The 23,389-nt window shown below is 55.7% G+C and carries 23 protein-coding genes and 1 tRNA gene; 11 read left to right on the top strand and 13 right to left on the bottom strand.

The features are described 5' to 3' along the window. Both PHD76_05455 and PHD76_05450 read left to right on the top strand, forming a co-directional pair. On the top strand, nucleotides 1–1,264 hold a 1,264-nt coding region (locus tag PHD76_05455), incomplete at its 5' end, for an autotransporter outer membrane beta-barrel domain-containing protein (protein MDD5261279.1). A gap of 40 nt (nucleotides 1,265–1,304) precedes the next feature. Beyond that, complete coding sequence (locus PHD76_05450; GenBank protein MDD5261278.1) at nucleotides 1,305–2,222, top strand: aldo/keto reductase; 918 nt, start codon at nucleotides 1,305–1,307, stop codon at nucleotides 2,220–2,222. 420 nt (nucleotides 2,223–2,642) lie between these two features. Here PHD76_05450 and PHD76_05445 read toward each other — a convergent pair whose 3' ends face one another. The 9 genes from PHD76_05445 to PHD76_05405 form a co-directional block, all read right to left on the bottom strand. Beyond that, nucleotides 2,643–2,927, bottom strand: coding sequence for a hypothetical protein (locus PHD76_05445; protein MDD5261277.1), 285 nt, complete (start codon nucleotides 2,925–2,927; stop codon nucleotides 2,643–2,645). Nucleotides 2,928–3,075: 148 nt separating this feature from the next. Next, a complete protein-coding gene (locus PHD76_05440; GenBank protein ID MDD5261276.1) occupies nucleotides 3,076–3,552 on the bottom strand; it encodes a cyclic nucleotide-binding domain-containing protein in 477 nt (158 codons plus the stop codon). A 17-nt stretch (nucleotides 3,553–3,569) separates the two neighbouring features. After that, nucleotides 3,570–4,052: a cyclic nucleotide-binding domain-containing protein gene (locus tag PHD76_05435; GenBank protein ID MDD5261275.1), complete on the bottom strand. Its 483-nt coding sequence runs from the start codon at nucleotides 4,050–4,052 to the stop codon at nucleotides 3,570–3,572. Between the two features lie 13 nt (nucleotides 4,053–4,065). After that, nucleotides 4,066–7,269, bottom strand: coding sequence for a response regulator (locus tag PHD76_05430; GenBank protein MDD5261274.1), 3,204 nt, complete (start codon nucleotides 7,267–7,269; stop codon nucleotides 4,066–4,068). Next, complete coding sequence (locus tag PHD76_05425) at nucleotides 7,266–9,452, bottom strand: methyl-accepting chemotaxis protein (protein MDD5261273.1); 2,187 nt, start codon at nucleotides 9,450–9,452, stop codon at nucleotides 7,266–7,268. Before PHD76_05425 ends, PHD76_05430 begins: the two co-directional genes overlap by 4 nt. Nucleotides 9,453–9,465: 13 nt before the next feature. Continuing rightward, nucleotides 9,466–9,903: a chemotaxis protein CheW gene (locus PHD76_05420; protein MDD5261272.1), complete on the bottom strand. Its 438-nt coding sequence runs from the start codon at nucleotides 9,901–9,903 to the stop codon at nucleotides 9,466–9,468. A gap of 6 nt (nucleotides 9,904–9,909) precedes the next feature. After that, a complete protein-coding gene (locus PHD76_05415) occupies nucleotides 9,910–11,124 on the bottom strand; it encodes a response regulator (protein ID MDD5261271.1) in 1,215 nt (404 codons plus the stop codon). A gap of 9 nt (nucleotides 11,125–11,133) precedes the next feature. Then, on the bottom strand, nucleotides 11,134–11,853 hold the full coding sequence (locus tag PHD76_05410; GenBank protein ID MDD5261270.1) for a response regulator: 720 nt from the start codon (nucleotides 11,851–11,853) through the stop codon (nucleotides 11,134–11,136). A gap of 83 nt (nucleotides 11,854–11,936) precedes the next feature. Further along, on the bottom strand, nucleotides 11,937–14,120 hold the full coding sequence (locus PHD76_05405) for an adenylate/guanylate cyclase domain-containing protein (GenBank protein MDD5261269.1): 2,184 nt from the start codon (nucleotides 14,118–14,120) through the stop codon (nucleotides 11,937–11,939). A 75-nt stretch (nucleotides 14,121–14,195) separates the two neighbouring features. On the opposite strand from PHD76_05405, the gene PHD76_05400 reads away from it, so the two are divergent. The 3 genes from PHD76_05400 (at nucleotide 14,196) to PHD76_05390 (ending at nucleotide 16,206) form a co-directional block, all read left to right on the top strand. Next, entirely contained in the window at nucleotides 14,196–14,591 is a 396-nt protein-coding gene (locus PHD76_05400; protein ID MDD5261268.1) for a hypothetical protein, read from the top strand. A gap of 31 nt (nucleotides 14,592–14,622) precedes the next feature. After that, nucleotides 14,623–15,057 carry a hypothetical protein gene (locus PHD76_05395; protein ID MDD5261267.1) on the top strand — a complete coding sequence of 145 codons (435 nt, stop codon included), beginning with the start codon at nucleotides 14,623–14,625 and terminating at the stop codon, nucleotides 15,055–15,057. A gap of 123 nt (nucleotides 15,058–15,180) precedes the next feature. Next, entirely contained in the window at nucleotides 15,181–16,206 is a 1,026-nt protein-coding gene (locus PHD76_05390; protein ID MDD5261266.1) for a hypothetical protein, read from the top strand. Nucleotides 16,207–16,271: 65 nt separating this feature from the next. Here PHD76_05390 and PHD76_05385 read toward each other — a convergent pair. Further along, a tRNA-Val gene (locus tag PHD76_05385) sits at nucleotides 16,272–16,346 on the bottom strand. 58 nt (nucleotides 16,347–16,404) lie between these two features. Then, entirely contained in the window at nucleotides 16,405–17,874 is a 1,470-nt protein-coding gene (locus tag PHD76_05380) for a hypothetical protein (protein MDD5261265.1), read from the bottom strand. A 158-nt stretch (nucleotides 17,875–18,032) separates the two neighbouring features. Between PHD76_05380 and ychF the strand changes: the two genes are divergently transcribed. Continuing rightward, entirely contained in the window at nucleotides 18,033–19,157 is a 1,125-nt protein-coding gene (gene ychF, locus PHD76_05375; protein ID MDD5261264.1) for a redox-regulated ATPase YchF, read from the top strand. Here ychF and PHD76_05370 read toward each other — a convergent pair whose 3' ends face one another. After that, complete coding sequence (locus PHD76_05370; protein MDD5261263.1) at nucleotides 19,158–19,508, bottom strand: hypothetical protein; 351 nt, start codon at nucleotides 19,506–19,508, stop codon at nucleotides 19,158–19,160. 331 nt (nucleotides 19,509–19,839) lie between these two features. Between PHD76_05370 and PHD76_05365 the strand changes: the two genes are divergently transcribed. The 5 genes from PHD76_05365 (at nucleotide 19,840) to PHD76_05345 (ending at nucleotide 22,640) form a co-directional block, all read left to right on the top strand. Continuing rightward, the gene (locus tag PHD76_05365; protein MDD5261262.1) at nucleotides 19,840–19,995 is read left to right on the top strand and encodes a hypothetical protein; all 156 of its coding nucleotides are present in this window, start codon (nucleotides 19,840–19,842) and stop codon (nucleotides 19,993–19,995) included. A gap of 299 nt (nucleotides 19,996–20,294) precedes the next feature. Continuing rightward, nucleotides 20,295–20,705, top strand: a complete 411-nt coding sequence (locus tag PHD76_05360) for a carboxymuconolactone decarboxylase family protein (protein MDD5261261.1) — start codon at nucleotides 20,295–20,297, stop codon at nucleotides 20,703–20,705. Continuing rightward, entirely contained in the window at nucleotides 20,702–21,016 is a 315-nt protein-coding gene (locus PHD76_05355) for a hypothetical protein (protein ID MDD5261260.1), read from the top strand. The genes PHD76_05360 and PHD76_05355 overlap by 4 nt, the downstream gene beginning before the upstream one ends. 49 nt (nucleotides 21,017–21,065) lie before the next feature. Beyond that, nucleotides 21,066–21,320, top strand: a complete 255-nt coding sequence (locus PHD76_05350; GenBank protein ID MDD5261259.1) for a hypothetical protein — start codon at nucleotides 21,066–21,068, stop codon at nucleotides 21,318–21,320. A gap of 261 nt (nucleotides 21,321–21,581) precedes the next feature. Further along, nucleotides 21,582–22,640, top strand: coding sequence for a site-specific integrase (locus PHD76_05345; GenBank protein ID MDD5261258.1), 1,059 nt, complete (start codon nucleotides 21,582–21,584; stop codon nucleotides 22,638–22,640). Nucleotides 22,641–23,013: 373 nt separating this feature from the next. Here the strand turns inward: PHD76_05345 and PHD76_05340 are convergent, their stop codons facing one another. After that, on the bottom strand, nucleotides 23,014–23,232 hold the full coding sequence (locus PHD76_05340; protein MDD5261257.1) for a hypothetical protein: 219 nt from the start codon (nucleotides 23,230–23,232) through the stop codon (nucleotides 23,014–23,016). Nucleotides 23,233–23,389: the final 157 nt, after the last annotated feature.

Below are 23,389 nucleotides of genomic sequence, written 5' to 3'. Positions count from 1 at the left end.
CCTGATCTCCAGCCAGGGCTTGAACAACAACCAGCAATCCACCCTGGGCCCGATCAACACGGGCCTGTCCAACGGAAATTCAGATTCGGGTTTTGTCGCACTCAGTACCGCTTTGATCAATCAAGGGTCCGGACTCGCCTCGGCTCTGGACCAGCTCTCTCCGCAAAAACTCCAGGTCTGGGATCGCATTGCCTTTGACAACTTCGGATTTACCGCAAGCCAGGTCGATAATCACCTGGCAGGCCAGCGCAACGGGCAAAGCGGATTCGACACATCGGGACTCCAGGTTCTCGACCCTTCGATGCTCCCGGTTCTCGCCCAGATCCAGCACTCGCTGCTTGCCTGGAACCCTCCCGCACATTCCAATACGATCAGCGACTCATCCACTCCGATCGCCAATGGCAAGCCTGCCCCGCTCAACGAAAACAATCGCAGCAGTTTCTTTATCAGTGGTGCGGCTGTTCTTGCCGACATCGGACATGACGACAACGTTGCGCATTCGGATTATACCACCACCGGAGTTACGGCCGGGGCTGATTACCGTCTCGACAAAAGCTGGACTGTGGGCGGACTCTTTTCCTACGGCCACACAGACGCAACGCTGGACCACGATGGCAGCAAGAGCCGCGTCGATAGTTATTCGCCGGGCGTGTATGCCAGCTATGCTGATCATGGTTGGTATGCCAATGCACTTGCCGCCTATAATTACAACAGCTACAACGAAAACCGCGCGATCCCATTCTTTGGAACCACCGCCAATGGCTCCACCAATGGCAATCAGTACGACGCCAATCTGGATGGCGGCTACGAATTCCGCCACGGCGATTTCACCTTTGGCCCGACTGCGGCGCTTCAGTATGTCCACCTTGACATTGACGGCTTTACTGAGAATGGCGCCGGTGCCGCCAACCTGGCCATCAACAACCAAAACGCGGATTCGCTCCGAAGCCGACTCGGCGGACAATTCCGTTATCAGGCAGTCCTGTGCAACGGCAAGGTTACCGCGGCGCCCCATTTTGGCGCCTCGTGGCAGCATGAATACATGGACAACAGCCGGAGCATCACCAGCCAGTTCAGCGAATTTGGAGGCGGTTCCTTTAATGTCAGCACATCGAGCCCCGAGCGCGAATCGGCGCTGCTGGACTTCGGCTTCGACACCCGGTGGAACAATTCGCTCGATCTCTTTCTCGGCTATCAGGCCCAGGTGGGGCAAAGCGATTTCTTCGCACAATCCGTCCAGGCTGGGTTGAAAATCAATTTCTAGAGGCTTCACTAAAAGGCGGAAGCCAGAACGATTCATTCCAATGGAATATACGAAACTCGGCAGGACAGGGTTAAAGGTTTCACGCATTGGATTTGGCGGCTTCGGCATTGGCGGCGGCTATCTCATGCAGGACAAAAACGTGGCTCTTCGGGCCATCGAGCATGCTTTTCATTTGGGCGTAAATTATTTCGATACTGCGCCGTTTATTTACAACGACAGCGAAACGCTGCTAGGCAAAGCGCTCAAGGGGAAGCGTGACAAGGTTGTTCTGGCAACAAAGGTTGAGAAACTGGAAGAGCATTCGATACGGGAGTGTGTGGAAACCAGCTTGAAGCAACTCCAAACAGATTATCTGGACATTCTCCAATGGCGTGACCCGACGGCTGAAGCGCTTGACCGTTGGCATTTCCGTGAAATATGCGAGGAGTTGAAGTCGGAGGGCAAGCTCAGGTTCGAAGCGGTGACGATTGGCGATGCCCAACAACTCGCCCATGGAAGACTCGGCATACAACGCGCTTTTCCGGTCATCCAACTTGCGTACAACCTCATTTTTCACCAGGCCGAGACGGAGCTGTTGCCCGAGGCGTTGAAAGAAAACATCGGCATCGTTGTGCGAGGGCCGCTTTGCAAAGGTTTTTTGGCGGATCGCCTCACAGCCAAACCCGCCGAGATTACCGGTCATCCGAACTTCCGCTGGTTCACGGCGGAGGAAGCCGATACTTTGCTGAGCTTGCAGGAGGAACTTCGCTTCCTCGTTGTTCCCGGCAAACGCAGCCTTGCGCAGGCCGCTCTCCGCTTTACTCTGCAGCATCCGGCGGTTTGTACGGTGATTCCGAGCATGGAAACTCCTGAGGACGTGGACGAATTGGTTGAGGCCTTGAATACGCCGCTGCTTACCCATGAGGAAATTCAAAAGGCGAAGTCCATCATCGCCCGGTTTCCGTCCATTGATTACTAGTGGTCTGTTTTCCGCGCAACCCTCCGGGCCGCTGTTCTTTGCACCGCTGGCTGTGTTGCTCGCTTGTCCCGTATCGTCTAGATAGGGGCCTGCGCTCGCGTCTTGCCAGCAGCGCAAATCCCAAGCGGCCAACCCGTCATTTCACGGAAAACAGACCACTAGGTTGGTCGCTGAGGGCCGCAGCTTCCTCAATCAGGTGTTTGTCCGATGAAGGGATGCGGGCGCAAGAACGCAAAAAATGAACGGGAACGAAGGCGTATTGCAGTGTAGCGCGGGCGATCCAATCCCCTCTATCGAAGAGGGGCAGAAAGTGAGCTCAGCGAACGTTTCGGGGTGTGTGCGTATTCTTCTGGATTGCCGCGTCGCTACGCTCCTCGCAATGACGCGAAGCGTTTTGGAGTGTGTCCGCACTCCATTGTTTTATGGCGCGGCTGGCGATATTTTTGTCCGGATGTACGAAGCCTCATTCCCGACGGTGTAGATCACATCCCCGTTTTCCATCGGATACCGGAGCAACACAAATTTTTTGTCCGTATTCGAAATGCTTGTGTCAGGCGGAGTGTAAATCAGCTTTGGGTCCTTGATGAGCGCTTTTATTTCACGTGCAGGCGCTTGAGATTCTGAAATCAAGGGATTGAGCGTCTTCGGATAGTGTCCATCCTGATCATTCGCGTAGGAAAACAGCAGGATGCCAACTTGTCGCATTTCACTGCATTTTTTGGCTATAAGCGCACGGCTTTTATCGCCCGGGAGCGGAGGATCAGTGTGAAGACTGAACATCACCCACATGAATCCCGCGAGAATGAGGAAAGAAAGCCAGTTGCCCTTTATTGCCTGAATAAAAACTCTCAAGCTAATAACCCCGGTCTTTATACAGTGGGTCGAGGGCTTGGACGCGGTGGGCGAGTTCGCGGGCGAGGTTGGCCATGATGATGGACTGTTGTTCCGGCCATATCTGATAGACTTTGTTCAGCGAACTGCTTTTCAACGAATACAGCAGCGTCGATTCGCGCGTGATGACGGTGGCCGAGCGCAGCGAAGGCTCGATGACGCACATCTCGCCAAAGAAATCGTTTTTGCCCAAAATCGCCAGATCCGTTTGATGGGCGGTGTTAAGACCGATAATCACATCCACGCTTCCTTCGCCAATGATGTACAGATCCTCCCCGTGGTCGCCTTCTTTTACAACAATCTGCCCCGTGCGCAGGATTTGTTCCTGCGCCGCGACAAAAAACACGGCCAGCACTTCGTCCGGCACCCCGGTAAAAAGAGGGAAGCTCTTGAAGGCTGTGAAAATTCTTTCGCGTTCGACGATATGTTCCAGTTTCATGAAGGAGGGTTCGTGCATCAGGTTTGGGCAGGCGCTTCCTGCGAAGCCAATTTCACCTGGTTGAGGCGCCGTATTTTTCTCGCCATTTCACGCGCCAGGTTGGTGATCAGGGTGGCATATTGCTCGGGATGCGAGCGTGACAAATCCTCGAGAATCGCCAGAGGCAGGAAATAAACGGTTGTGGGAAGCGCCGCGCGCGCCCTGGATTTCCGGGGCTGCTTGTCCACCAGGCTGAGTTCTCCAAACGTTGCGCCCGCTTCCAATGTGCTGGCGGATTGATGCTCAAGTTCATCCGGTGGGCCTGACACAAAGGTGACTTCGCCGTCTGCAATGATGTGGAGGCCGTCGCCCGGGCTGCCGGGCTCAAAAATCACATCGCCTTCGGCATAGTGGCGGATTTCGGCCCGCCCGGCCAGGGTTGCGACCTGCCCGGCCTCCAGCCACGAGAGCAGACTGACCCGTTTCATGAGCGCTAGTCGATTGTCAATTGACGATTCCATACCGCTTGATTCCTCAGTTCGCGTCCATTGTTGCCCCGGAGGGTTGATTGCTGAAGCCCGCCAACGCTTTCAATCCGGGGTTGTTTTTCAGTTCACGGAGAAAATCCGGCCTTGAAAAAGGTTTTTGAAGGCAGGCGGTGGCTCCCATCTGCTTCAGCTCATGCAGTTCCTGCTCACCGGCCCGGGATGTGACAAGGACCACCGGCAGGTCCGTCCACTGCGGATTTTCGCGGATGCGCTGAACCAGACCAGTTCCGTCCAGATTGGGCATTTCCAAATCAGTGATCACCAGGTCAAAATTGCCCTGCGCCAGCGCTTCCAAAGCTTCCTGGCCGTCGCAAGCTGTGGTGACACGAAAGCCGAGTTTGCGCAATTGCGCCTCCTGCATTTTCCGCACAGTGGGGGAATCATCCACCAATAAAATATGTGCTGTTGGGACTGTGGGTGGCGCCTGGTCTTTTGCGCCGTTTTCACGCGAAGCGGAGCTCGAGAATTCATGCAGTCGCGCGCGCCGCACCAGGAGGTTGGAAATTTGAAGTATGCAAAATAGTGATCCGTCAGAATCCGCGGCTGCGCCGGAGAGGCAGTCGAGGCGGTTCAACAACGGGCCGGGATCCTTGGTAATAATTTCGCGGCGTCCGACAATGTTATGCACCCCGAGAATCGCGCGAGCGGTGCCGGAATCAACCAGAATGCCATGCGAGGCGGGCTGTCCGTCGCGCATTTGAAGCAGTTTGTGCAGGTCATAATAGGGAAGTGCTTCATCGTGGTGCCGGTAAAAGACATGCTCATTCTGCCTGACATAGCCTTCCGGGAGCAGGCGGACGCATTTGTCGATGTACGAAAGCGGGATTGCAAAACGGGAGCCCGCCGAATGTACCAACAGGGCCTCCGATGCGGACAGTGTGAGCGGAATCCGGAGAGTCCAGGTTGTTCCAACATCGGTCTCATATGTAACGCCCACAGTGCCGTTGAGCGCTTCGATGTCGCGTTTGACAACGTCCAGGCCGACTCCGCGCCCGGCGACGTTGCTGACTGTTTCCTTGGTGCTGAAACCCGGGAGAAAAAGCAATTGAACAGCCTGATCGGGTGAGAGGCTTTCTGTTCCGGGAGGGACGAGGTTGCGCTCCAGAGCCCGTTTCAGAACGGCTTCCGAATTGATGCCGCCGCCGTCGTCCTGCACCTCGATGATAACATAGTTGGAATGCGGTTGCGCGGTGAGGCGGATGTCGCCGGTGACAGGTTTGTGCTTTTCACGGCGAAGCTCCGGCGATTCGATGCCATGGGCGACGGCGTTACGCACGACATGGAGTAGTGGGGCGTATAAACGATCCAGAATGGCGCGGTCCAATTGTGTGTTGACGCCCTCAGTATGCAGTTCGGCCTGTTTGCCTTCTTCCGTACAGGCATCGCGGAATGCGCGTTCCAGCCTGCGAAAGAGCAGGGAGACAGGTCCCATGTTGAGTGAGGCCAGGTCACTTTGCAGGCGTTTGCTTTTCTGCTGAAAGACGAGGTCTTCCTGCCGTGATAATTCCAGGACCTCGGCCAGATCGATCAGGCTTCGGTTCAGGGCGTTGGAGAGTGACTGGAGTTCTTCCTTGAGGAAAGCCAGCGGCCCGCCCGTCTCGCCCTCGCCGGATTCCTGCGTGGCGGATTCTTCAGCCACCGTTTCGATGGCATGATCCAGGCGGCCGAGGCACTCGCGGATCCTGAGGCTGGCATTTTGTGTTTTGGGCAGGCGGGCGCTGAAGCGGCTGTGTTCTGCCACAAGCTCGTTAGTCCAGTGCATGAGATTGCGCAGTTTCCCTCCATCGACCCGCAGGAGTTGCCTTTCCTCGGCGGCTGCCTTTTCGCCCGCTTTTGGCGCCGCGCCCGACGCCAGGGATTTGACATCGGCTTTCCAGTCATGGTTCCATGCGGCGCCTGGATTGAGGCTGAGCTGGTTCAGATAGGCGCGTGATTCATCCAGACAATGCAAAAGGAACTGCCAAAGGCTTTCCGGAGCGGATTCGTCCGGCATGGATGCCATCAAATCCTCAAGCGCATGGAAGCCCGCGCCCATGCCATGCAAGCCGATGCTGTTTGCGGCGCCCTTGAGCGTATGGAAGCAGCGCCGGATTTTGTCCTTGTGCTGGGGCCGGTCCACGCCTTTTTCCATGCTGAGGATCGATTGTTCCAGGACTTCAAACTGGGTGGCTGCTTCGTCGCTGAAAACCTGTAGCATTTCGGTGTCCGCTGGTACAGACGAAGGTGTAAGCGATGTGTTGGGTAACTCTGTTGCCATTGCCACACGCAGGGAGGAGAAGTAAAAATTCCATTTTCGGTTCCAGTGCAGTGAAAGGTTCTTTTTGCGGGCTTCCAGATGCGCCTGGGCATCGGAAAGGCAGCGGCTCGCTACCAGAAAAAAAGTTTCGGTTGGGACGGCGCTGATCGTGCGGATGAATTCCTCCAATTGATCGAAGCTTTGGTCCAGTTCCGCGGCGGACATGGATGCCAGGTCCTGGCGCGCCTGCTTCAATTGTTCCAGGAGGTTTTCCTTGTGAAGGGATTGGCCGGGTTCTTTTTGCCAGGCCGACACGAGATCCCTGGCCGATGCGATGTGTTGTTGCGCCGAAGCGAGTTCCGGCGGTGCCTCCGGCTCCAAAGTTACCGGGGGGTCCGCTTTCGGACGGTCGGGCAGGGGTACGCCTGAATCCTCGGAGATTTTTTCAAGGATATCATTGAACCAGAGAAGTGCCTTCGGAGTCTGCTCTGCAGATTTCTTTTCAAGATCCAGCGCCCGGATTTCTGCCGAGGCCGCCAGAGCGGCGACCTTTTCCATGCCGACCGTGGCCGCCGATCCCTTAAGCGTATGAAAAATAGCTCCAATGGAATGCCAATTATATTCCTGTGTGGAGCTGCCGTCGCCGCCCGCGAGGAGCAATCCCAGCTTTGCCTGAGCCTCGGCGAGTTCGCTCCGGAACATCGCAGTGTAATCCTCGGCCCCCACTGTATCGGCAGGTTCGTTGCTTGCGGGCTTGCTCTGTGGTTTCGGCATTTTTTCCCGGATCAGTTTCGTGGGGCGGCCTTTGCCGCCGCGGAGGGAAAGGGAAGGCGCCGAACTACTCGCCTTCAAAGCCGGCGCGGGCCGCGGCAGGGCACGGGATGACTGAGTCGGCGCTTTGAGCGCCGGCGGCGGGCGGTTCGACCGCTGTTTGGCCTGTTCGTCGGGGTTCATTCGGTATTTTGCGAGGAGCCGATGTCAAAATTGGCCAGATGCTTGTTCAATTCAACGGCCAGTTGCGCAAGCTGGTCGCTCGTTTCGCGAAATTCAAGGGTGCGGTTCCGGGCTGCTTCCGAAATCTGGTTGATGGCCATGACCGCCTGCAAAACGGCCTCGGCCCGCTTGTCCTGCTCGCGGGCGGACTCGCGGATTTGCTCCGCAAGTGTCGATGAATCCACGCTGACATCCACAATGTTGCTGAGCGAGGCTCCGGCGCTGCCCACGCGCTGGGCGCCGCTCTCGACCTCCCGGTTTTGGGTTTCCATCTGCCGGACGGCCTCGGTGGTTTCATTTTGGATTCCGAGCACGAGCTTTTCAATTTCAACCGTGGCTTGGCGGGTGCGGTCTGCCAGTGCGCGCACCTGGTCGGCCACAATGGTGAATCCTTTTCCCTGTTCGCCCGCGCGGGCGGCCTCGATGGAAGCGTTCATGGCCAGCACGTCGGTTTCGGAGCTGATTTCGCTGATTGACCTGACGATGCCGGAAATTTCAGTTGAGCGTTGTCCGAGCTTGCTGATTTTACGCGCGTTGGATTGCACATTTTCGCGCAGCCGTTCCATATAAGCGACGGCTTCCTGGAGCGAGCGGGCGCCGTCCTCGGCAGCCTGGCGCGTCCGGCTGGCGGCGTCCGCGGCATTACGGGATATCTCGGCCACGTTCTGCGCCTCGCCTGTCAGATTTTGCACGTCCTGAATGGTTTGGGTGATCTGCTGGGTCTGGCTGGCGGCTCCTTCCGCCAAATCCTGCGCGGAGGCGGAAATTTCCCCGGCGGCCTGCTCGACGGCGGTGCTGGCGCGCTTGGCTTCGCCTATCAAGACGCTGACATTTGCCAACATCTGGTTCAGCGCGTCGGCGACATTGCCGAGGATGCCCTCGGTTTTCCTGGCGCGAATGGACAGTTTTCCTTCGGAGGCGTCGGCCACCACCAGGAGGAAGTCCTGGATGTTGGTTTGGAGGCGCCGGTTTTCGGTGGCAATGCGGTCCTTCACGGCGTTGCGTTCCGCCAGCATGGAGTTGAAGCTGGCCGCCAGTTGCCCGATTTCATCCGTGGAGGAGACAGGTGCGCGGGCGGTTTCGTCGCCTGCGGAAACGCGACGCATGGTGCCTTCGAGAACAAGGATGGGCCGGGCGAGGTATCCGGCGAAGAATGTTCCTGCTGCGCCGATTATGAGGACAATGACGAGGCTGATGGCGCCCACGTAGAGGGCAACGGATCTGGCGGGGGAGAGGGCTTCGCTTTTGTCCTGCTCGGCAACGAGTGCCCAGTCCATGCCGTCGGTTTTCAAGCGTCCGTAGGATCCCAGCACGTCAACGCCGGCGTGGTTTTTATAAATTTCCACCCCTTCGGAACCTTGCAGGGCGTTTTTGACGCCTGTGGATTCGATTTGCTGCATGGAGACTCCGGACCGGAGAGGTGACTGTAATGTTAGTTTATGATCGACCAAAAAGGCCTCGCCAGTTGAGCCGAGTCCGGACCCCGATGAGTTACCCCCGAGCGCGAGAATCTTAAAGACGGCCTCGACCGATCTTTGTGTGACGACAAACCCGAGAATCGTCCCATCGGGCGATGTGACCGGTGTGCTTCGGAGAATGGCGGTGTCGTTGAGGGAGCGTCCGTTTACAACTGTAAAGCAGGCTTTGTTGCTCTGCCCGCTGAGCCGGGCTGCCGCCGCGCTCAAATCATGCTGGCTGGATGGTTCCCTGGCAGACAGGAGAAGATTGGATTTTGCGTCGAGCAGGTAAATATTTTGAAATCCGCCGCGGCCCAGGCCGGTCGCGAGGCTGCTCTTGAGAGCCGAATCGGCACCGATTGTTTCCCCGGCGCTTTTTGCCGCAGCGAGCTGGGGAATGCCGGAATGGACGAGGGGTGAGGCGGCGATGGCGGAACTTTCGGCGGCAACGCGTTCCAATTCGCCGTCCACGCTGGTTTGGAGCAGGGTGCGGACCGATTCCAACTTTGTGGAGGCTTCATGTTGGAGTACGCCGCCGTAGAGGAAATAGGATGCGAGGCCGGTGGCCAGCGCCGCCAGTGCAGCGATGCCGGCAAAGGCCAGTGCAATCTTGGTTGTGATCTTGACACCGGGCGGCGGGGCAATGTCCGCTGAGGCAGCGGCCTGTGTTGTAAATTCCTGTGGCATAGTTTTTCCTTGTTTAAAAAATTTCGGGCGCAGGTTGGAAAAGGGATTCGAGTTTTGAGTGAAGCAGCGCCGGATTCAAAAGATAAAGAACGGAGTCGTGGACGTGTGTTTCATGCAGCAGCGGATCCTCCGATTCATTGGGTTCCGGCAGGGTCTCCGCATCGGCCTCCATCCTTTCAACCTGATCGACCCAGATGCCGTAAATGGATTCGTGAAAATTCAGTACAAGGACACGGCTTCTTTCCCCCGGTTCCGTCCGGGCCTGCTCCGGCATCAGAAGTGAATCCAGCGTGAATACCGGAAGCACCTCGCCGCGGAAGCTTGTCATGCCTGACAATTCCGGCGGTGAAAGGGGGACGGGCGAAACAGACGGGTGGCTGAGCACCTCTCGCACAGCGGCGAGCGGTACCGCATATCTGTTATGCCCGAGTTGGAAGAGGCAATATTCCATGTTGTTTTAAGGAGTTGCGCTTGTTTCCGTCCAATAATCGAAAATCTCAAGCATCCGGAAGCGGAAAAGCAGTTGGCGCGCAGCCTCCGGATCGATTCCCATGCCAGCGGCAATATCATTCAAATTCAACCCGCCGGAAGCGACCTGGTTGGCGAAGGCCACCTCCTCGTCATTCAGGGGCAGCTTTTGAATCCGTTCATAACCGGTTTTGGTGTAGCTGGGAACGCCGGTGGAGTTCTCCGATCCTGCAAGTGCAAGGCATTCAGTTCCCACCAGCCGGAGCGTTTCCAGGGACCAGGAAAGTACGGAGTTGGAAGCGGGTTTTTTGGAACCGATGAAGGCGGGCAATTCGGGGGATTTCCTGAATTCGAGGAAAACAACGGGCTGGAGCCATATTCCGGAGGCGAGGGAGGCTCCGAATTGATCGGCCATGGATTCCGCATCTTCGGTCGGAGCCAAATCCTTGTCGCGCATTTGCAGAAAAATGGGAGACCCGGTGTTTGTCTGGGTTTGTTTGAGATCTTTGAAAAGCTCCTCCTGTTCGGGGGGGATGTCCAGCGGTGTGCCGCTGAGGTAGGCGTCGATGTCGCGTGTTGTGGCCAGAAGCAGTTCGCCTTCCCTGAAATAAATCTCGATCGGGCTGATTTTTTGCCGCACAAGCAGCACGCCTGTCAGTTTCCGGCTTTCGGACGCGAGGAGTGCGTGAAGCAGCGGAAAATAATCGGTTTCCCCGCAGAAAACAAGAGTCCCGCCTGAGGAGGAATCGGTCCCGGATTCCTGTTCTCCCGTTGAGGTCTTGCCGGCTGACCCGGCTTCAGTCATGGACGTTTCCCGTGCCTGTTCCGCCGCGCTTTTAAAAACATAACTGACAGTGGCGCAGAGCAGTTCCGGTGAGAACGGCTTGACCATCGAGCGTTTGATGATTTCAAACTTGCCTTCGGTCCGGGTGATGTCCGGCGCGCTGCTGCTCATCAGCACCACCGGTATCCCCGCGGTTTCCGGATCTGCGACGAGTTGCTTGCAGACCTCCTCGCCGTTCATGTCCGGCAGGATAAAATCGAGCAGGATCAGATCGGGCTTTTCTTTTTTTGCCAGATCCACGCCGTCCGCCCCGTTGGCCGCCACCAGGACCCGGTAATTGGCCGAATGGGCCTGGAGATGTTTGACGATAAACTTCCGCAGGGTCGGGCTATCGTCCACGACTAAGATTGTTTGTCCCATAATGTTATGTTAGTTTAAGACGGCGGCGGCTTCATCCATCATCCGGACTGCGTCCATGAGGAGGGATTCCCAGCCCCGGTTGATGGTCGGTTCCGCAATCGGTTCGGCTGATTCCTCCACCCGGCCGCCTTTCCAGCTCACGATTTCGTTGAAGGCGTCCAGGCCCGTTTTTTCGAGGGTTTCAGCATGGACGATTTCACCGCGATGGAAATGAATTTTGCCGTCCTGGCCGTCCCCGCGGGTGAATTTCAGTACCTGGGTGGACCGGGCCAGGCATTTGAGCTGGATGATGTCCACCGTGGTCAGGCTGCTCAGCGACGCTTGAAAACTGTTGGCGTCCTCGATGGAAGTCGCCGCAGCGGCTTCCGGATCGAGTATTTTTTGAATCGTTTTAAAAAGCGACTGGGTATCCACGGGTTTCTGGAAAAAGCGGATGACGCCCAGCTCTTCCGCCTGCTGCCGGAGTTCCGGGACCTGTTGGCCGCTCATGATAATGGCGGCAGAATCGGGGCTGATGGTTTTTACGTCGCAGAGAAAATCGATCCCGCTGCCGTCGGGCAGGAAAATATCGAGAATAAACAGCGAGATTTCGTATTCATTCAGCAGGAGTTGCGCTTCTTCAATGGCCCGGGCGGGAAGTATTTGAAGATGCGGGAATTGCTGCCTGAGCTCGTTGGTGAGCTTTGTCAGCAAAACCTGGCTGTCTTCCAGGACAAGAATGGCGCCCATAAATAGTAATGTGCTGTTAAAGGCCTGATGCCTTTAACTTTTTAGACCAAGGCGGCAGGAGCGACAAGGATAGATAGCACGGATTATTTGGAAGACAGTTCCAAGGATCCGTCCCAGTCCTCGGGCGGGGGATTGGCGGCGAACTGATGGCACAGGTTCAGCAGGATGACGCAAATTTTGTTTTCGGGATATTCATGCAGGCACGCCTCGAAAAGGCGGGCTGCGACATCATAGCGACGTTCCTGAAAGCGCTGCTGCGCTTCCTGATAGAGTTGGAGCCATTCATTGCTGTAGGGCGAATGTTGCTCGCTCCCGATCTCGCACATCGGCTCGTAGATTTCGACGGGGATGCTTTTCCCAACAACCTGGATTTTGGCCAGGGAGCGGAAGAGGAAGCGTTCATGGGTGAGTTCGTGTACCGACTGCCCGATGAGGATATCAGTTCCGAATTGTTTGTTTACTCCTTCGAGACGTGAAGCGAGGTTTACCGCGTCACCGATGACCGTGAATTCCATCCGTTGCGGCGCGCCGATGTTCCCCACGATGACGTGTCCGTGATTGATTCCGATGCCCATGTGGAATTCCGGGCGGCCCTCACTGCGCCAGCGTTGGTTGAGGGTGCGCATGGCCTCGCGCATCTCAATGGCGGCGCGGAGGGCCTGGCCGGCTTCGATCACGGCCCCCTCGTTCGTGACATCGCCCCAGACGGCCATGATGGCGTCGCCGATGTATTTATGGAGAGTGCCGTTATGGCGCGTGATGCAGGCGACCATTTCGGTGAAATATTCGTTCAACTGCCGCACCAGGGTGGCGGAATCCATGGACTCGGTCATTGTGGTGAAATTGCGCAGGTCGGTGAAGAGGATGGTGACGTCCTTGCTGGCGCCACCGAGCTGCAGGCTTTCCGGGTTGCGGTAGATTGTTTCCAGGATGGCGGGTGAGACATAGGTGGAAAAGGTTCGCCGGAGATGTTCCCGCGCCGCGCGTTCCACCAGCACCTGTTTGGCGACGGAACCGATATGCAGGAAAAGAAAGGCCAGGCAGGGGCCGGTGATGTCGAGTACAAGGTTTTGCGTGCCGAGCAGATAGAAAGCCAGCGCGATATAGGCAGCTATGAAGACAGGCGGAAGGATGGCGGAGAACCAGAATCCGATGCGCGAGAATGCCAGCAGGCTGAGCCAGCCCAGTGCGAGAGTTCCCAGCCAGGTTGCTGCAGTCGGGGTAAAACGCAGATAATCCTCCTTGAGAATATTATCCATGACGTTCATGTGGACAAAAGGCCTCGGGCTCGCGCCTGAAAAAGGGCTCGGTCCAATCTCGGTCGATGCTGTCGCATTCAACCCGATCAGCAAAATCTTGCCCTGCACGTCGGGTAGATTCGGACTGCTGATGGAGGTCGTGCTCCTTTGATAATAAGCTCCTGCCAGTCTTGAATAGCCCAATTGGCGTGACGGTCCAAACGAGGGTACATCATAACGATAATTGACGGTATAAAAGCCTTTTGCATCAATCGGGATACGCCTCTTCACAATGTTGGATTCGAGGTAGATTGCGTCGCCCGGCACCATGCGCACTTCGCTGGGCTTGATTTTCCAATAGGCCATGAGGCCGGCCAAGCCCAGCGTGGGAACGACTTGTTTGTTAGCGATGGCAACCAGAGGAATTTTTCGGATTACGCCGTCGCGCCCGGCATCGGCATCTACAAGTCCCGGGATTGTAATATTTCGCAGGAAAGGCGCGGGTAAAATCATGTAATCCCGCCAACGAAGTTGGGAGCGTTGAATTTCCGCAGGCACGGGCCAGTTATTTTCGAATTCCGCAGGGACTTGGAATTCTTTGTTAGCTTCAGTTCCGCTTGAAGCCCCGGTAATGACAGGAATACCCGCGTTACGGATGGACTCGGCAAAGGCTCCATCTGATTCTTCAGCGGTGTTGCGGTCAAACAAAATATCCCAAATGAATACTGCCGGGTTTCCCAGGCCGACGACTTGGGTGAATTCGGCGTGGACTTTCCTATCCCACGGGAAACGCCCCAAATCCACATAGGACGTGTCGTCAATTCCGACAAAAAACAGGCGGCTATCCGGCGGGGCCTGGTTTTGGGCTCTTTCGACGATGCGCTGATCGATCGTGAGGTTTTCCAGCCGTTCCAGGAGTCCGTAATGTTCCATCAGAAAAAAGAACCCGGTCAGGATGAGGGGGGCCCAAACCAAATACGACAGGATGCGTCCGGAGAGTGTTTGATGTTCCTTGAAGGTCGAGGCCATGGCTCCGGATGATGCCGAAAGCGGATTTTTTTGAACAGAACTTTTCTTTCCGCAGTTCCATGCTACGTTGCCGCCATGCGCATTGCTCTTTGGGGGATATTCGCGGCTTTGACACTGGCCGCATGCGGTACTTTGAAACAAAATCCGGACCCGATTTCCGGCATTGAATATTATACCACGCAGGAACTGCTCGATATGCGGGAGACGTATGAAACGGCCCTGTCATCCTACAAAGGCATGCCGAACGATATGACAAACCGCAAACGTCTCACGACTTTGAAGGATGAGAGCGCCGGCATCATGCGCCGGAAACAGGCCCAGATCGAGAGGGAATTGAAGCGGCGTTATGACGGAGGGGAGAAGGCGGCTTATTATCCGGGCGTGGACGGGAAGCCTATTCCAGCACCTGAACCGGGCCCAGGCACCCCAGCAACCGCTCCGAGCGGGCCTTTGGCACCTCTCACGCCTTGAGTTTTTTTAATTTTAGCGGTAGATTGACTTTATGAAATCCGTGGCGTTACGAATCCTGAGTGGAACGATGTTGCTGGCCTGGCTTTTCCTGCCGGCCGGATGTTCCACAACTGAAACCCGCAAGCAGGAGCGGCCGGAAGCCTTTTCCCAACTCACGAAGGAACAGCAGACTGCCGTGATGAAGGGCCGCATCGTGGAGGGCATGAGTGAGGACGCGGTTTATATCGCATTGGGGAATCCGTTGAGAAAAGTCAAAGGCCATCTCGATGGAAAAGACACCGTAAGCTGGATCTATGGCCGTTTGGAAACGTACAATTACCCCGCCTACCATTACTCCAACCGCAGATTGAGTGATGGAACAATCGTTGTGACGCCGGAATATTTTCCTCAGACCGATGCCTATGTGCGCGATTCCTTTGTCGTTTATTTTGTGAACGGCAAGGTGACCGGCTGGCAGCAGCTTTGAGAAGTTGTCTCTAGCTGCTCCTCCCGACTGTAACAGGACGGAAACGCGCACGCGCTAACTGTTGGTTTGACATTCTTTGGAACTAATCTATTCCTCCGGTATATTCGCCCCGGAGGAAAATCGATGGCATGTCCTCGTCTTGTGATTACGCTTGGCGCGGCATTGCTGGCCGCAGGTTGTTCGGTGGTGGATTCCCGCCATGTGGACATGGCGTCAGCCCCCGCCTCGGCACAGGCGGATATGGCAAACAGCATGCTCTACTACCTGCCCAGCGGACGCTTGCGCCTGCGCATCACCGCATCGGACAAGGCCGATTGGAATATCAAGGTGGAAACGCTTTACGTTCCGGATGTCACGCGTGCGTATTACTTTTCATACAAGGAGAGCGCCCTCTCCGAGGACGAAATCCAGATTGCGTTCTCGCCCGAGGGATTTCTCAACAAAGTCAGTTCCACCACTGAGGACAAATCGCCGGCCATCGTCGCCAAACTGGGCGAGCTGGCCACCGATGCGGCCAAACTTGCCGTCATGACAGGCGGGGCGCCGCCAAAAACCGTTAAAGCTGCCACGCTGGATTTTGTTTTCGACCGTGTCATCAACCCCTTCGATCCGCGCGAAATGAGGGAGGTGTGCGACATCCTCAGAAACGGAGCAGGCCTGAATCTGTCGTTTAAAACCGAGATGAATTCCAAATCGCGCACGGGATGGTTTGATGCGTCCAACCGCGGAGTGCGCAGCAGCCGTTCCGGAGGCATTTTCTATCGCCCCTTGTTGCCGTACCGGCTTGCCTTCACCCCTTCTGCAAAATCCGATTCCTACAGCCTGTCGCAGATTGTCTATCTGCCGGATGAAGCGCCGTTGTTGACTCTGGAAATCAAGCGGGCCGCTTTTGTGAAAAATTCAACGACGATCGAATTCGAAAACGGCGTGCTCAAATCGGTTTCATACAAAAAGCCGAGCGAAGTTTACGGGTTTATCGATATTCCGATCAATCTTGCCCAGCAGGCTTTGTCGATTCCCGGCGAATTGCTGTCGGTGCGGGTCCAGAACATCAACAATGAAAAGAAGGGCGTGGATGCCAATGCGGCCTTGCTGCAAAGCCAGAAGGAGCATCTGGACGCGCAACGGAACCTGTTGATCGCGCAGTAAAAGTTGGATCAAGTCCAGCAACAATAGGCTGCAATAGGATGGACTGGATGGGCTTTGATTGGATCTGGTGCAGCCTAGAGGGTTTGAACCTCTGACCCCCACCGTGTCAAGGTGATGCTCTACCACTGAGCTAAGGCTGCAAAGCGAACGTGAAATTAAACACAAAACCCGGAATCGATCAAGCGCGGATGGAAACCTTTATTTTACAGCAGGCGTGGGAGAAGGTGCGGCGGACGGGGAATCCGTGATTTTTTTGCTCAAATCATCGATTTTAGCCTGCAGATATTTGAGGCGGTATTCGACAATGAAGGGTTGGAAATCCGGTTGTTTTTGCTGGAGTTGCTGCAGTTGCGTGAGCGCCTTTTGATAAATTTCCTTCGCATTCGTGTTGTCGTTCCGGGTCCTGGCGGCGTCGGCCTCCTGCATCAATGAGTAGATGGCCGCATAGCTGTCCATGCCCTGTAAATTCGTTTCGGCTTTGCTCGGAGTTTGCGGGGGTGGCTGTGTTTCAGGCTGTTTCGTCTCGGCAGGGGGAGCTGCAGGCGACGGTTGAACCTCGGTGATTTTAATGGGTTCGGGCTCATTTGCCGGTACTGGCGGTGTTGGCGCAGGTTGCGCGGGAGCTGGTTCTGCGGCTTTCGGCTCGGCTTGAACTACTGCCACAGGGGCCTCTTGTTTCTCCGGTGCGGGCGGGGCAGGGGGCGCAGTTTCATCCGGAGTCTTAATAACAGGCGCCGCCGCTGGAACTGGAGGCTCGGGCGTGGGTGTGGCAGGTTCTGCCTGTACTACTGTTGGCTCTGGTGGTTCTGGGGCAGGTGGTGTTGGCGGGGATTCGGGCTTGGTTTCCGAAGAAATGGCAGGGGCCGGTGGCGGCGCGGATTTTTGCGGCAGAGCTTCCATTTCAATTGAGGAAGTGTCAGGTTCGTTTCGTGCAACAGACGGAGCCGATGGCGGGGGTGGGGGTGAGGCGGACGGCAAATCGGTTACGGGCGGGGTGGGCGCGGGTTCGGGCGAAGTTTGAATGACGGGTTCTGTCGCGGGCTTTGGCGGCGTTGCGCCGGCTGTTTCGCGATGGCTGGCCTCTTCACGGCTGGCGGCCTCCGCCTCCGCTTTCTTTTGGGCCTCCAGCAATACGATTAATTTTTGCGCATGGATTTCTTCCTGGCGTTTGCGTTCGGCCTGGCTGGCCATGAGATTTTTTTCAAGCGCCTCGACCTGCCGTGCTGTGAGCGGAGAGAAGCTGTGATGGTAGGCTGCCGGTTCGTAGAGCGCTCCCGACTTGCGAAGAAAGGCCGGCACGATTTTGTTTTCCTCCGGGATCGGGGGGTTCAGGTCGGCGCTGCCGGCTGTCGCCTTGCGTGTGTAATGAATCAGGATCGTGCCGCCGGGTTGCAGGCCTGAAGCGCTGCGGAAGACCCGTTGAACCTGCGCTTCGATGCTTACGTTTGTTTTGGCTCCAGAGAAGAAGCCGTTGGATTGGCGGGTTTCGACATGGGTCACCTTGATTTCCAGATATTCCGGAGCGTAATCCTGGAAGCGCCGGTAGCCGTCGTCCCAAGGCTCGCTTGGGTTGGTCTGGGCATGGGCCGCAAGGCATAGGAGCTGCAGGCTGCAGAGGGTGATCCACAGGCAGAAGAAACTCCGCGGCGCATGAAATCGGGCTGGCATGACTGGAAAAAGTAACAATGACTTGGGGAAGAAACAATTGCAAAAGCATTTACTGTATTTTATCAGGCTGGGGGCGCCCGGTGCGGGTTCGCGTCTGGGCCGCAAGTAAATGCCTTTTTGATTGTGCCGGGGCCATAAATCTGTTTTTTACTCGCAGCATGTTAAGATCTGGAATCGTCGGGTTGCCTAATGTGGGCAAAAGTACCTTGTTCAACGCGGTGACCAAAACCCGCAAAGCGCAGGCGGCAAACTACCCTTTTTGCACGATTGACCCCAATGTCGGGGTCGTGGTGGTGCCGGACGCCCGGCTCGACGTGCTGGCTGGAATTTCCAAAACACAGAAAATCGTGCCGGCCACGATTGAAATTGTCGATATCGCCGGCCTTGTCAAAGGGGCCAGCCAGGGCGAGGGGCTCGGGAACCAGTTCCTGTCCCACATCCGCGAGGTCGATGCCATTGTGCAGGTGGTCCGCTGTTTCGAGGACGCCGACATCCATCATGTGAGCGGAAGCGTCGATCCCCTGCGCGATATCGAAGTGATTTTGACCGAACTTGTGCTCGCCGACATGGCCTCCGTCCAAAAGCAAAAGGACCGGGTTGCGAAGTCGGCCAAATCCGGCGACAAAAAAGCGAAGGCCGAGGTCGCTATTCTGGAAAAATTGGAGCCGCATCTCAACAGCGGCAAGCCTGCGGTCACGCTCGCCCTCAATCCGGATGAGGCCGCCCTGGCCAAAGGATTTTTTCTGTTGTCGGCCAAGCCGACCTTGTTTGCCTGCAATGTGAAGGAGGAAGACCTGGCGACGTTGTCGAAGGGCGACCGCTCGACGCCGACGGGCCTGCGCGTGAAGCAGGTGGAGGATTATTGCGCAACCCATTTGCAGGCCGAGGCGGTGATCATCAGCGCGCAGATTGAATCCGAGTTGGTCGATTTGCCGCCGGAGGACCAGCAGGCGTATTTGAAGGATCTGGGTGTTGAGGAATCGGGTGTCGGCAAGCTGATCCGCGCCGTTTATCATTTGTTAGGCCTGAGGACCTATTTCACCACCGGAGAAAAGGAAACGCGCGCCTGGACGATTCATGTGGGCGACAAGGCGCCGGCTGCCGCGGGTGTGATCCATTCCGATTTCGAGCGGGGTTTTATTGCCGCCGAATGCACGGCCTATGAGGATTTGAAAACGCTGGGCTCCTTTGCCAAATGCCGGGAAGCCGGGAAGCTGCGCATCGAAGGCAAGGAATATCCGGTCGCAGATGGCGACGTGATGGAATTCCGCTTTAATGTCTGATTATTTCGGCAGATCAATCACGGGCTGTTCCGGCTTGTTTTTCAGAGCCTTGAACGTGCCGATGGTTCCCAGCACGCCGCTGGCTGCGGTGATGATGGAGGGCAGGGGAGTCGGGATGGCGGTCAGAATGCCGATAATGATCCCCTTGGCGATGGCCACCTGCCAGGTGTCGCGGTACGCATAGCGTTGAAGGAGGATGCACGGGACGGTGAGGACGGCGGCAACCGCGCAGGAAATGGCCCAGCCGACCGGGCCCAGCGCGGCGTCTTCGCCGAATAGCATGAAGTCCACGGCGATGAAACAAAAAGCCACCAAGGGGTGGAGGCCGAATTTTTGAAGGAGCGGGCTCATGCTTTGATTGGATTCACCGTAGCAGATGGATTTGCATGCGCCAGTTTCAACTCCATTATTTTTAGCTGTGTTTACAAGCCCCGCTATAGCCCGCCCGATTCCGTGGAAAGGGGTCTGTCAACTCCGACATGCGTCGCGAGCGGGCTATAATTGACAGAATTAGCGCCTAAACCCATACTCCATAGTCAGCGGGCAGGCTGTATTCACCACAGCCCGGAGGGCGCCGACGGAACGCTTGCCAGCACACGCGTAGCCCAGTCAATTGCCCCCATGAGCATCACCGAAAACCTCGACGAGCTTCCCAAGCTCAAGAGCGAAGGAACGGCATGTCTTGCTAGAACGGCTCAACGACTTGGGAAACGACGCCATAGAAGAAACTTCTGAAATACTGGCGGCGATTGATGAAGAGGATGCCTCTGCTGACGAGAATGACTTGTCGGCTGAAGAGTTGCGCCAGCGGGTGCCACAGCAGCAAAGACAGGGCTAAAATGTTCATCAACCGTACAGTGAAACATTAGTAAACTGTCCTGCGGCGGTATAGAAATATCTGGGACTTGATCTTCTGAGCTGGCCTGGATAACCGGTCCGACTCGAATCTTTCACAGAATCAATAACTTGCACAATAACCAGGACGGATACATCAGTGGATGTGTGTCTTAAATTCCGCTTATAATGTTGTGAATAACAGCTTATAACTAAACAAATCGTTTCGACCTTCGCACATTTCCGTTCAAAATTGACTCATAGGAAAAGCACGGGATTTACAAGCGCATGTAATAATTCGCCATGAAAAACCGCCTTTCAGTCCATCGCCGGAACGAATCCTCAGAGCGAAAAATCCCCCAGGAAGCTGAGGGGAACGTTGCCCCAAAGCTGCTTGAGTTGCTCAGATTGCGCGTCGCACAGATTCGTCAATGCCCCATTTCCATCATTACGCATCAGGAAGAGTTAAAAGCCAGGGGAGAAACAAACAAGCGGCTCAGTCAACTGGAAACGTGGGCGACATCCGACCTCTTTGACAGCCAGGAACGCGCTGCCCTGGCGTTCTGCGAAAAGATAACGATGGATACGGCAACCCCCCAGTATGAGGACCTTATCCAGGAAATGCGGAATTATTTTACAAAAATGCAAGTCGTTGCCCTGACCCTGGCCATTATCGCGGTGAACGATTTGAATATTTTGGAACTGAGTTCGTGAAAATCAGCGGGAGACGGATTTTTTACGGTGTTCAGGCGGATGCCGGATCATGCGGTACGCAGCTGCATCCAGTCGCATGGCCACCTGGCATGATGAAAGAATACGCAATCAACAAGAGGTATTCTATGAGAAGTGAAAGAAGACAGGAATGGATGCTGTACCAACGAATTCAGGACTCGATAGTGTTTGGCAAGCTGCTGTGTGGCTGGGTGCTCTTTATAGTGTTCGCATGGGCACTCCTCTACACCTGCATTGCAGGCGCAGGTTTTTTGCAAATGTTGTGGATCGTGGTGAGCCATTGGAAATTTTAAGGAGACGGATAAATCAATCTGGCAAAGTTGTCAGTCACATGGAGCAAGCATGGATACAGTATTTAAAATACAAAAAGGCCGTGCCCTGGCGTGGACCCTGAGCCAGGGAGATACCCTCAGGAACCTGCGAGTGGATTCCTATGCCGCGCTCTGCAACCGCGGTGCAATGGAATGCCGCAAAGCCGCGCCCTCTAAGTTGTTGATCTACAATGAAAGTGGAAACGTGCGGCGGGCCATTGAGTTTGCCCTGGATCATGACACGGGCCAGGTCATACCCATGGAGCAGGACCCGTCGGAATTTTAGCCTTATGGGCCCGCGGGGATTCGAACCCCGAACCAAGGGATTATGAGAGCCTGTGCTTAACTATCCATAACCCAATTAATACCAGTGAGTTGCCCGGTGGATTCCGGGGAAAATTTCACGGTATAATTCACGGTTATGGAAGTAGAGCGCATAACAGCACACAAGCTGAAGACCTGGGAGGCAACCAGCGTCCAAGGTATTTATCGGCATAAGTCAGGCCGTCTTTACATGCGCGTTTTTTCCAAGGGTCACGAAACTTGGATGTCGCTTCGCACTCCGCTGATGGAAGTTGCCAAGGAACGCGCTCATGACGTTGCACGCGGTCTGGCGGCCCGTGCCGCAGCCAAGGCTGCCGCAGACAAAGGACGCATGACAGTCGGGGATTGTGTTTTGCTCTTTGAGGAAAAGGTGCAAGCCGGATGGAGTTTCCGGGGGCGAGGTAATCGTAACCGGAGCAGAAACCGCCCCTCCACTAGCCATATGCGGATGCAAACACTGAAAGCGCTTCTCAAAAGCTGGCCGGAGCTGCGTTTCCTCGATGTCCGAAAGGTGACCCCGCTTGATTGCGAGCGCTGGGGTGACCGCTATTGCATGCAGATTTCTCCCGCGCGGTTCAATTCCACTTTGGACACCTTGCGTTATGTCTTTGAGGAGGCCGTCCAGGCCAAGGTACGGATAGACAATCCCGCTCAGAATGTGGGTCGTTGCACGGTTCGGCCCAAACAGGTGACGCTTCCCAATTCGCGGCAATTCCAGGATTTTATCGCCCGTATCCGCAGTGCCGGGGCTTGGTGTTCCCGCGATTGTGCGGATCATGTGCAGTTCCTCGCATATACCGGAGCACGAAAAAACGAGGCCGCGCACGTTGAATGGCGGGATGTTGATCTCTGTGGAGAAACCATCCATTTGCGGGTAACTAAAAACGGGTTGCCGCGCCGGGTTCCTATGATTCCAGCCGCCAAGGAATTGCTACAACGAATGCGCTCACAACGTGCGAGGGAGGCATTGACTGTCCGTGTTTTGCGAGTCCGTGAGTCGCAGAGGGCGATGACCCATGCCGCTGCGAAGATTGGAATGACCAGGATCACCCATCACGATCTGCGGCATCTCTATGCCACGGTCTGCATCGAATCCGGTGTGGATATTCCCACTGTGGCACGCTGGATGGGCCATCTCGATGGCGGGGCGCTGGCCATGAAGACCTATGGACATCTTCGCGATGAGCATTCCAAGCTGTCGGCTCAGAAAGTTTCCTTTGCCATTAACCCTGACGTGGAGGAGGGCAAGATCACGCCCTTTCCATTCCCAGCCACCGCTTGAGCCGGGTTGACGCATGGATTCTTTCCATTTTTTTAAGAACGCTTCCTACTAGACGAAGCTTAATCAAAACCCTACGCTATTTCTAATAGGGCCTGTAGCTCAATGGTTAGAGCAGGGGACTCAAATGGGTCGCTGCCGCTGAAAAGTTGCAGTAGTCAGTCGTAAATTCGGTGAACGGTTTAACCTCCCAACGCCGAGCCAAGTCCCGAGTAATCGGGAAAGGTGTAGAGACTATAATCGACCGCCTGCCCCGAAAGGAATGGCGAAGGCATAGTCCAGACCACGAACGGACCAAACGTCCGGCGGCGAAAGCCGAAGTGGAAAGCATAATCCCTTGGTTCGGGGTTCGAATCCCCGCGGGCCCATACTGTTGTCAGCCTTTGTAAATTTCAGCGGCTTGCTGCACCCGTTCCAATTCAACCCTTGGAATCATCATCTTGCCCATGTCGGGGATGATTTTAACTTTGCCTGCATAGACTTGCCGGTAGGCCCAAGTCTGTTCATGGCCAAAGTATGCGGCGAATTCAGCCGGAGTCAGCGCGACTCGTTCGGATAAGGGCAGGACATGGACGGAAGGGGTGGTTTCGTTCACGGCAATACTTGAACACAAAAAAATAAGGAGCAATAGCGAGCAGCGATAGGTTAACAGAGCCGTAGCTAGACGTTGACCTCTTTAGAAAAGGCTGCTTTTGCCCTTGGGAAGCGGGGCGGGTTTGATCTGGTGGATATCTGACGGAGTAAAAAGAAAA

The organism is Candidatus Methylacidiphilales bacterium (genome assembly GCA_028713655.1).
Classification (GTDB): Bacteria; Verrucomicrobiota; Verrucomicrobiia; order Methylacidiphilales; family JAAUTS01; genus JAQTNW01.
The sequence above is the reverse complement of the archived record's forward strand: the minus strand, read 5'-3'. Positions and strand labels throughout refer to the sequence as shown.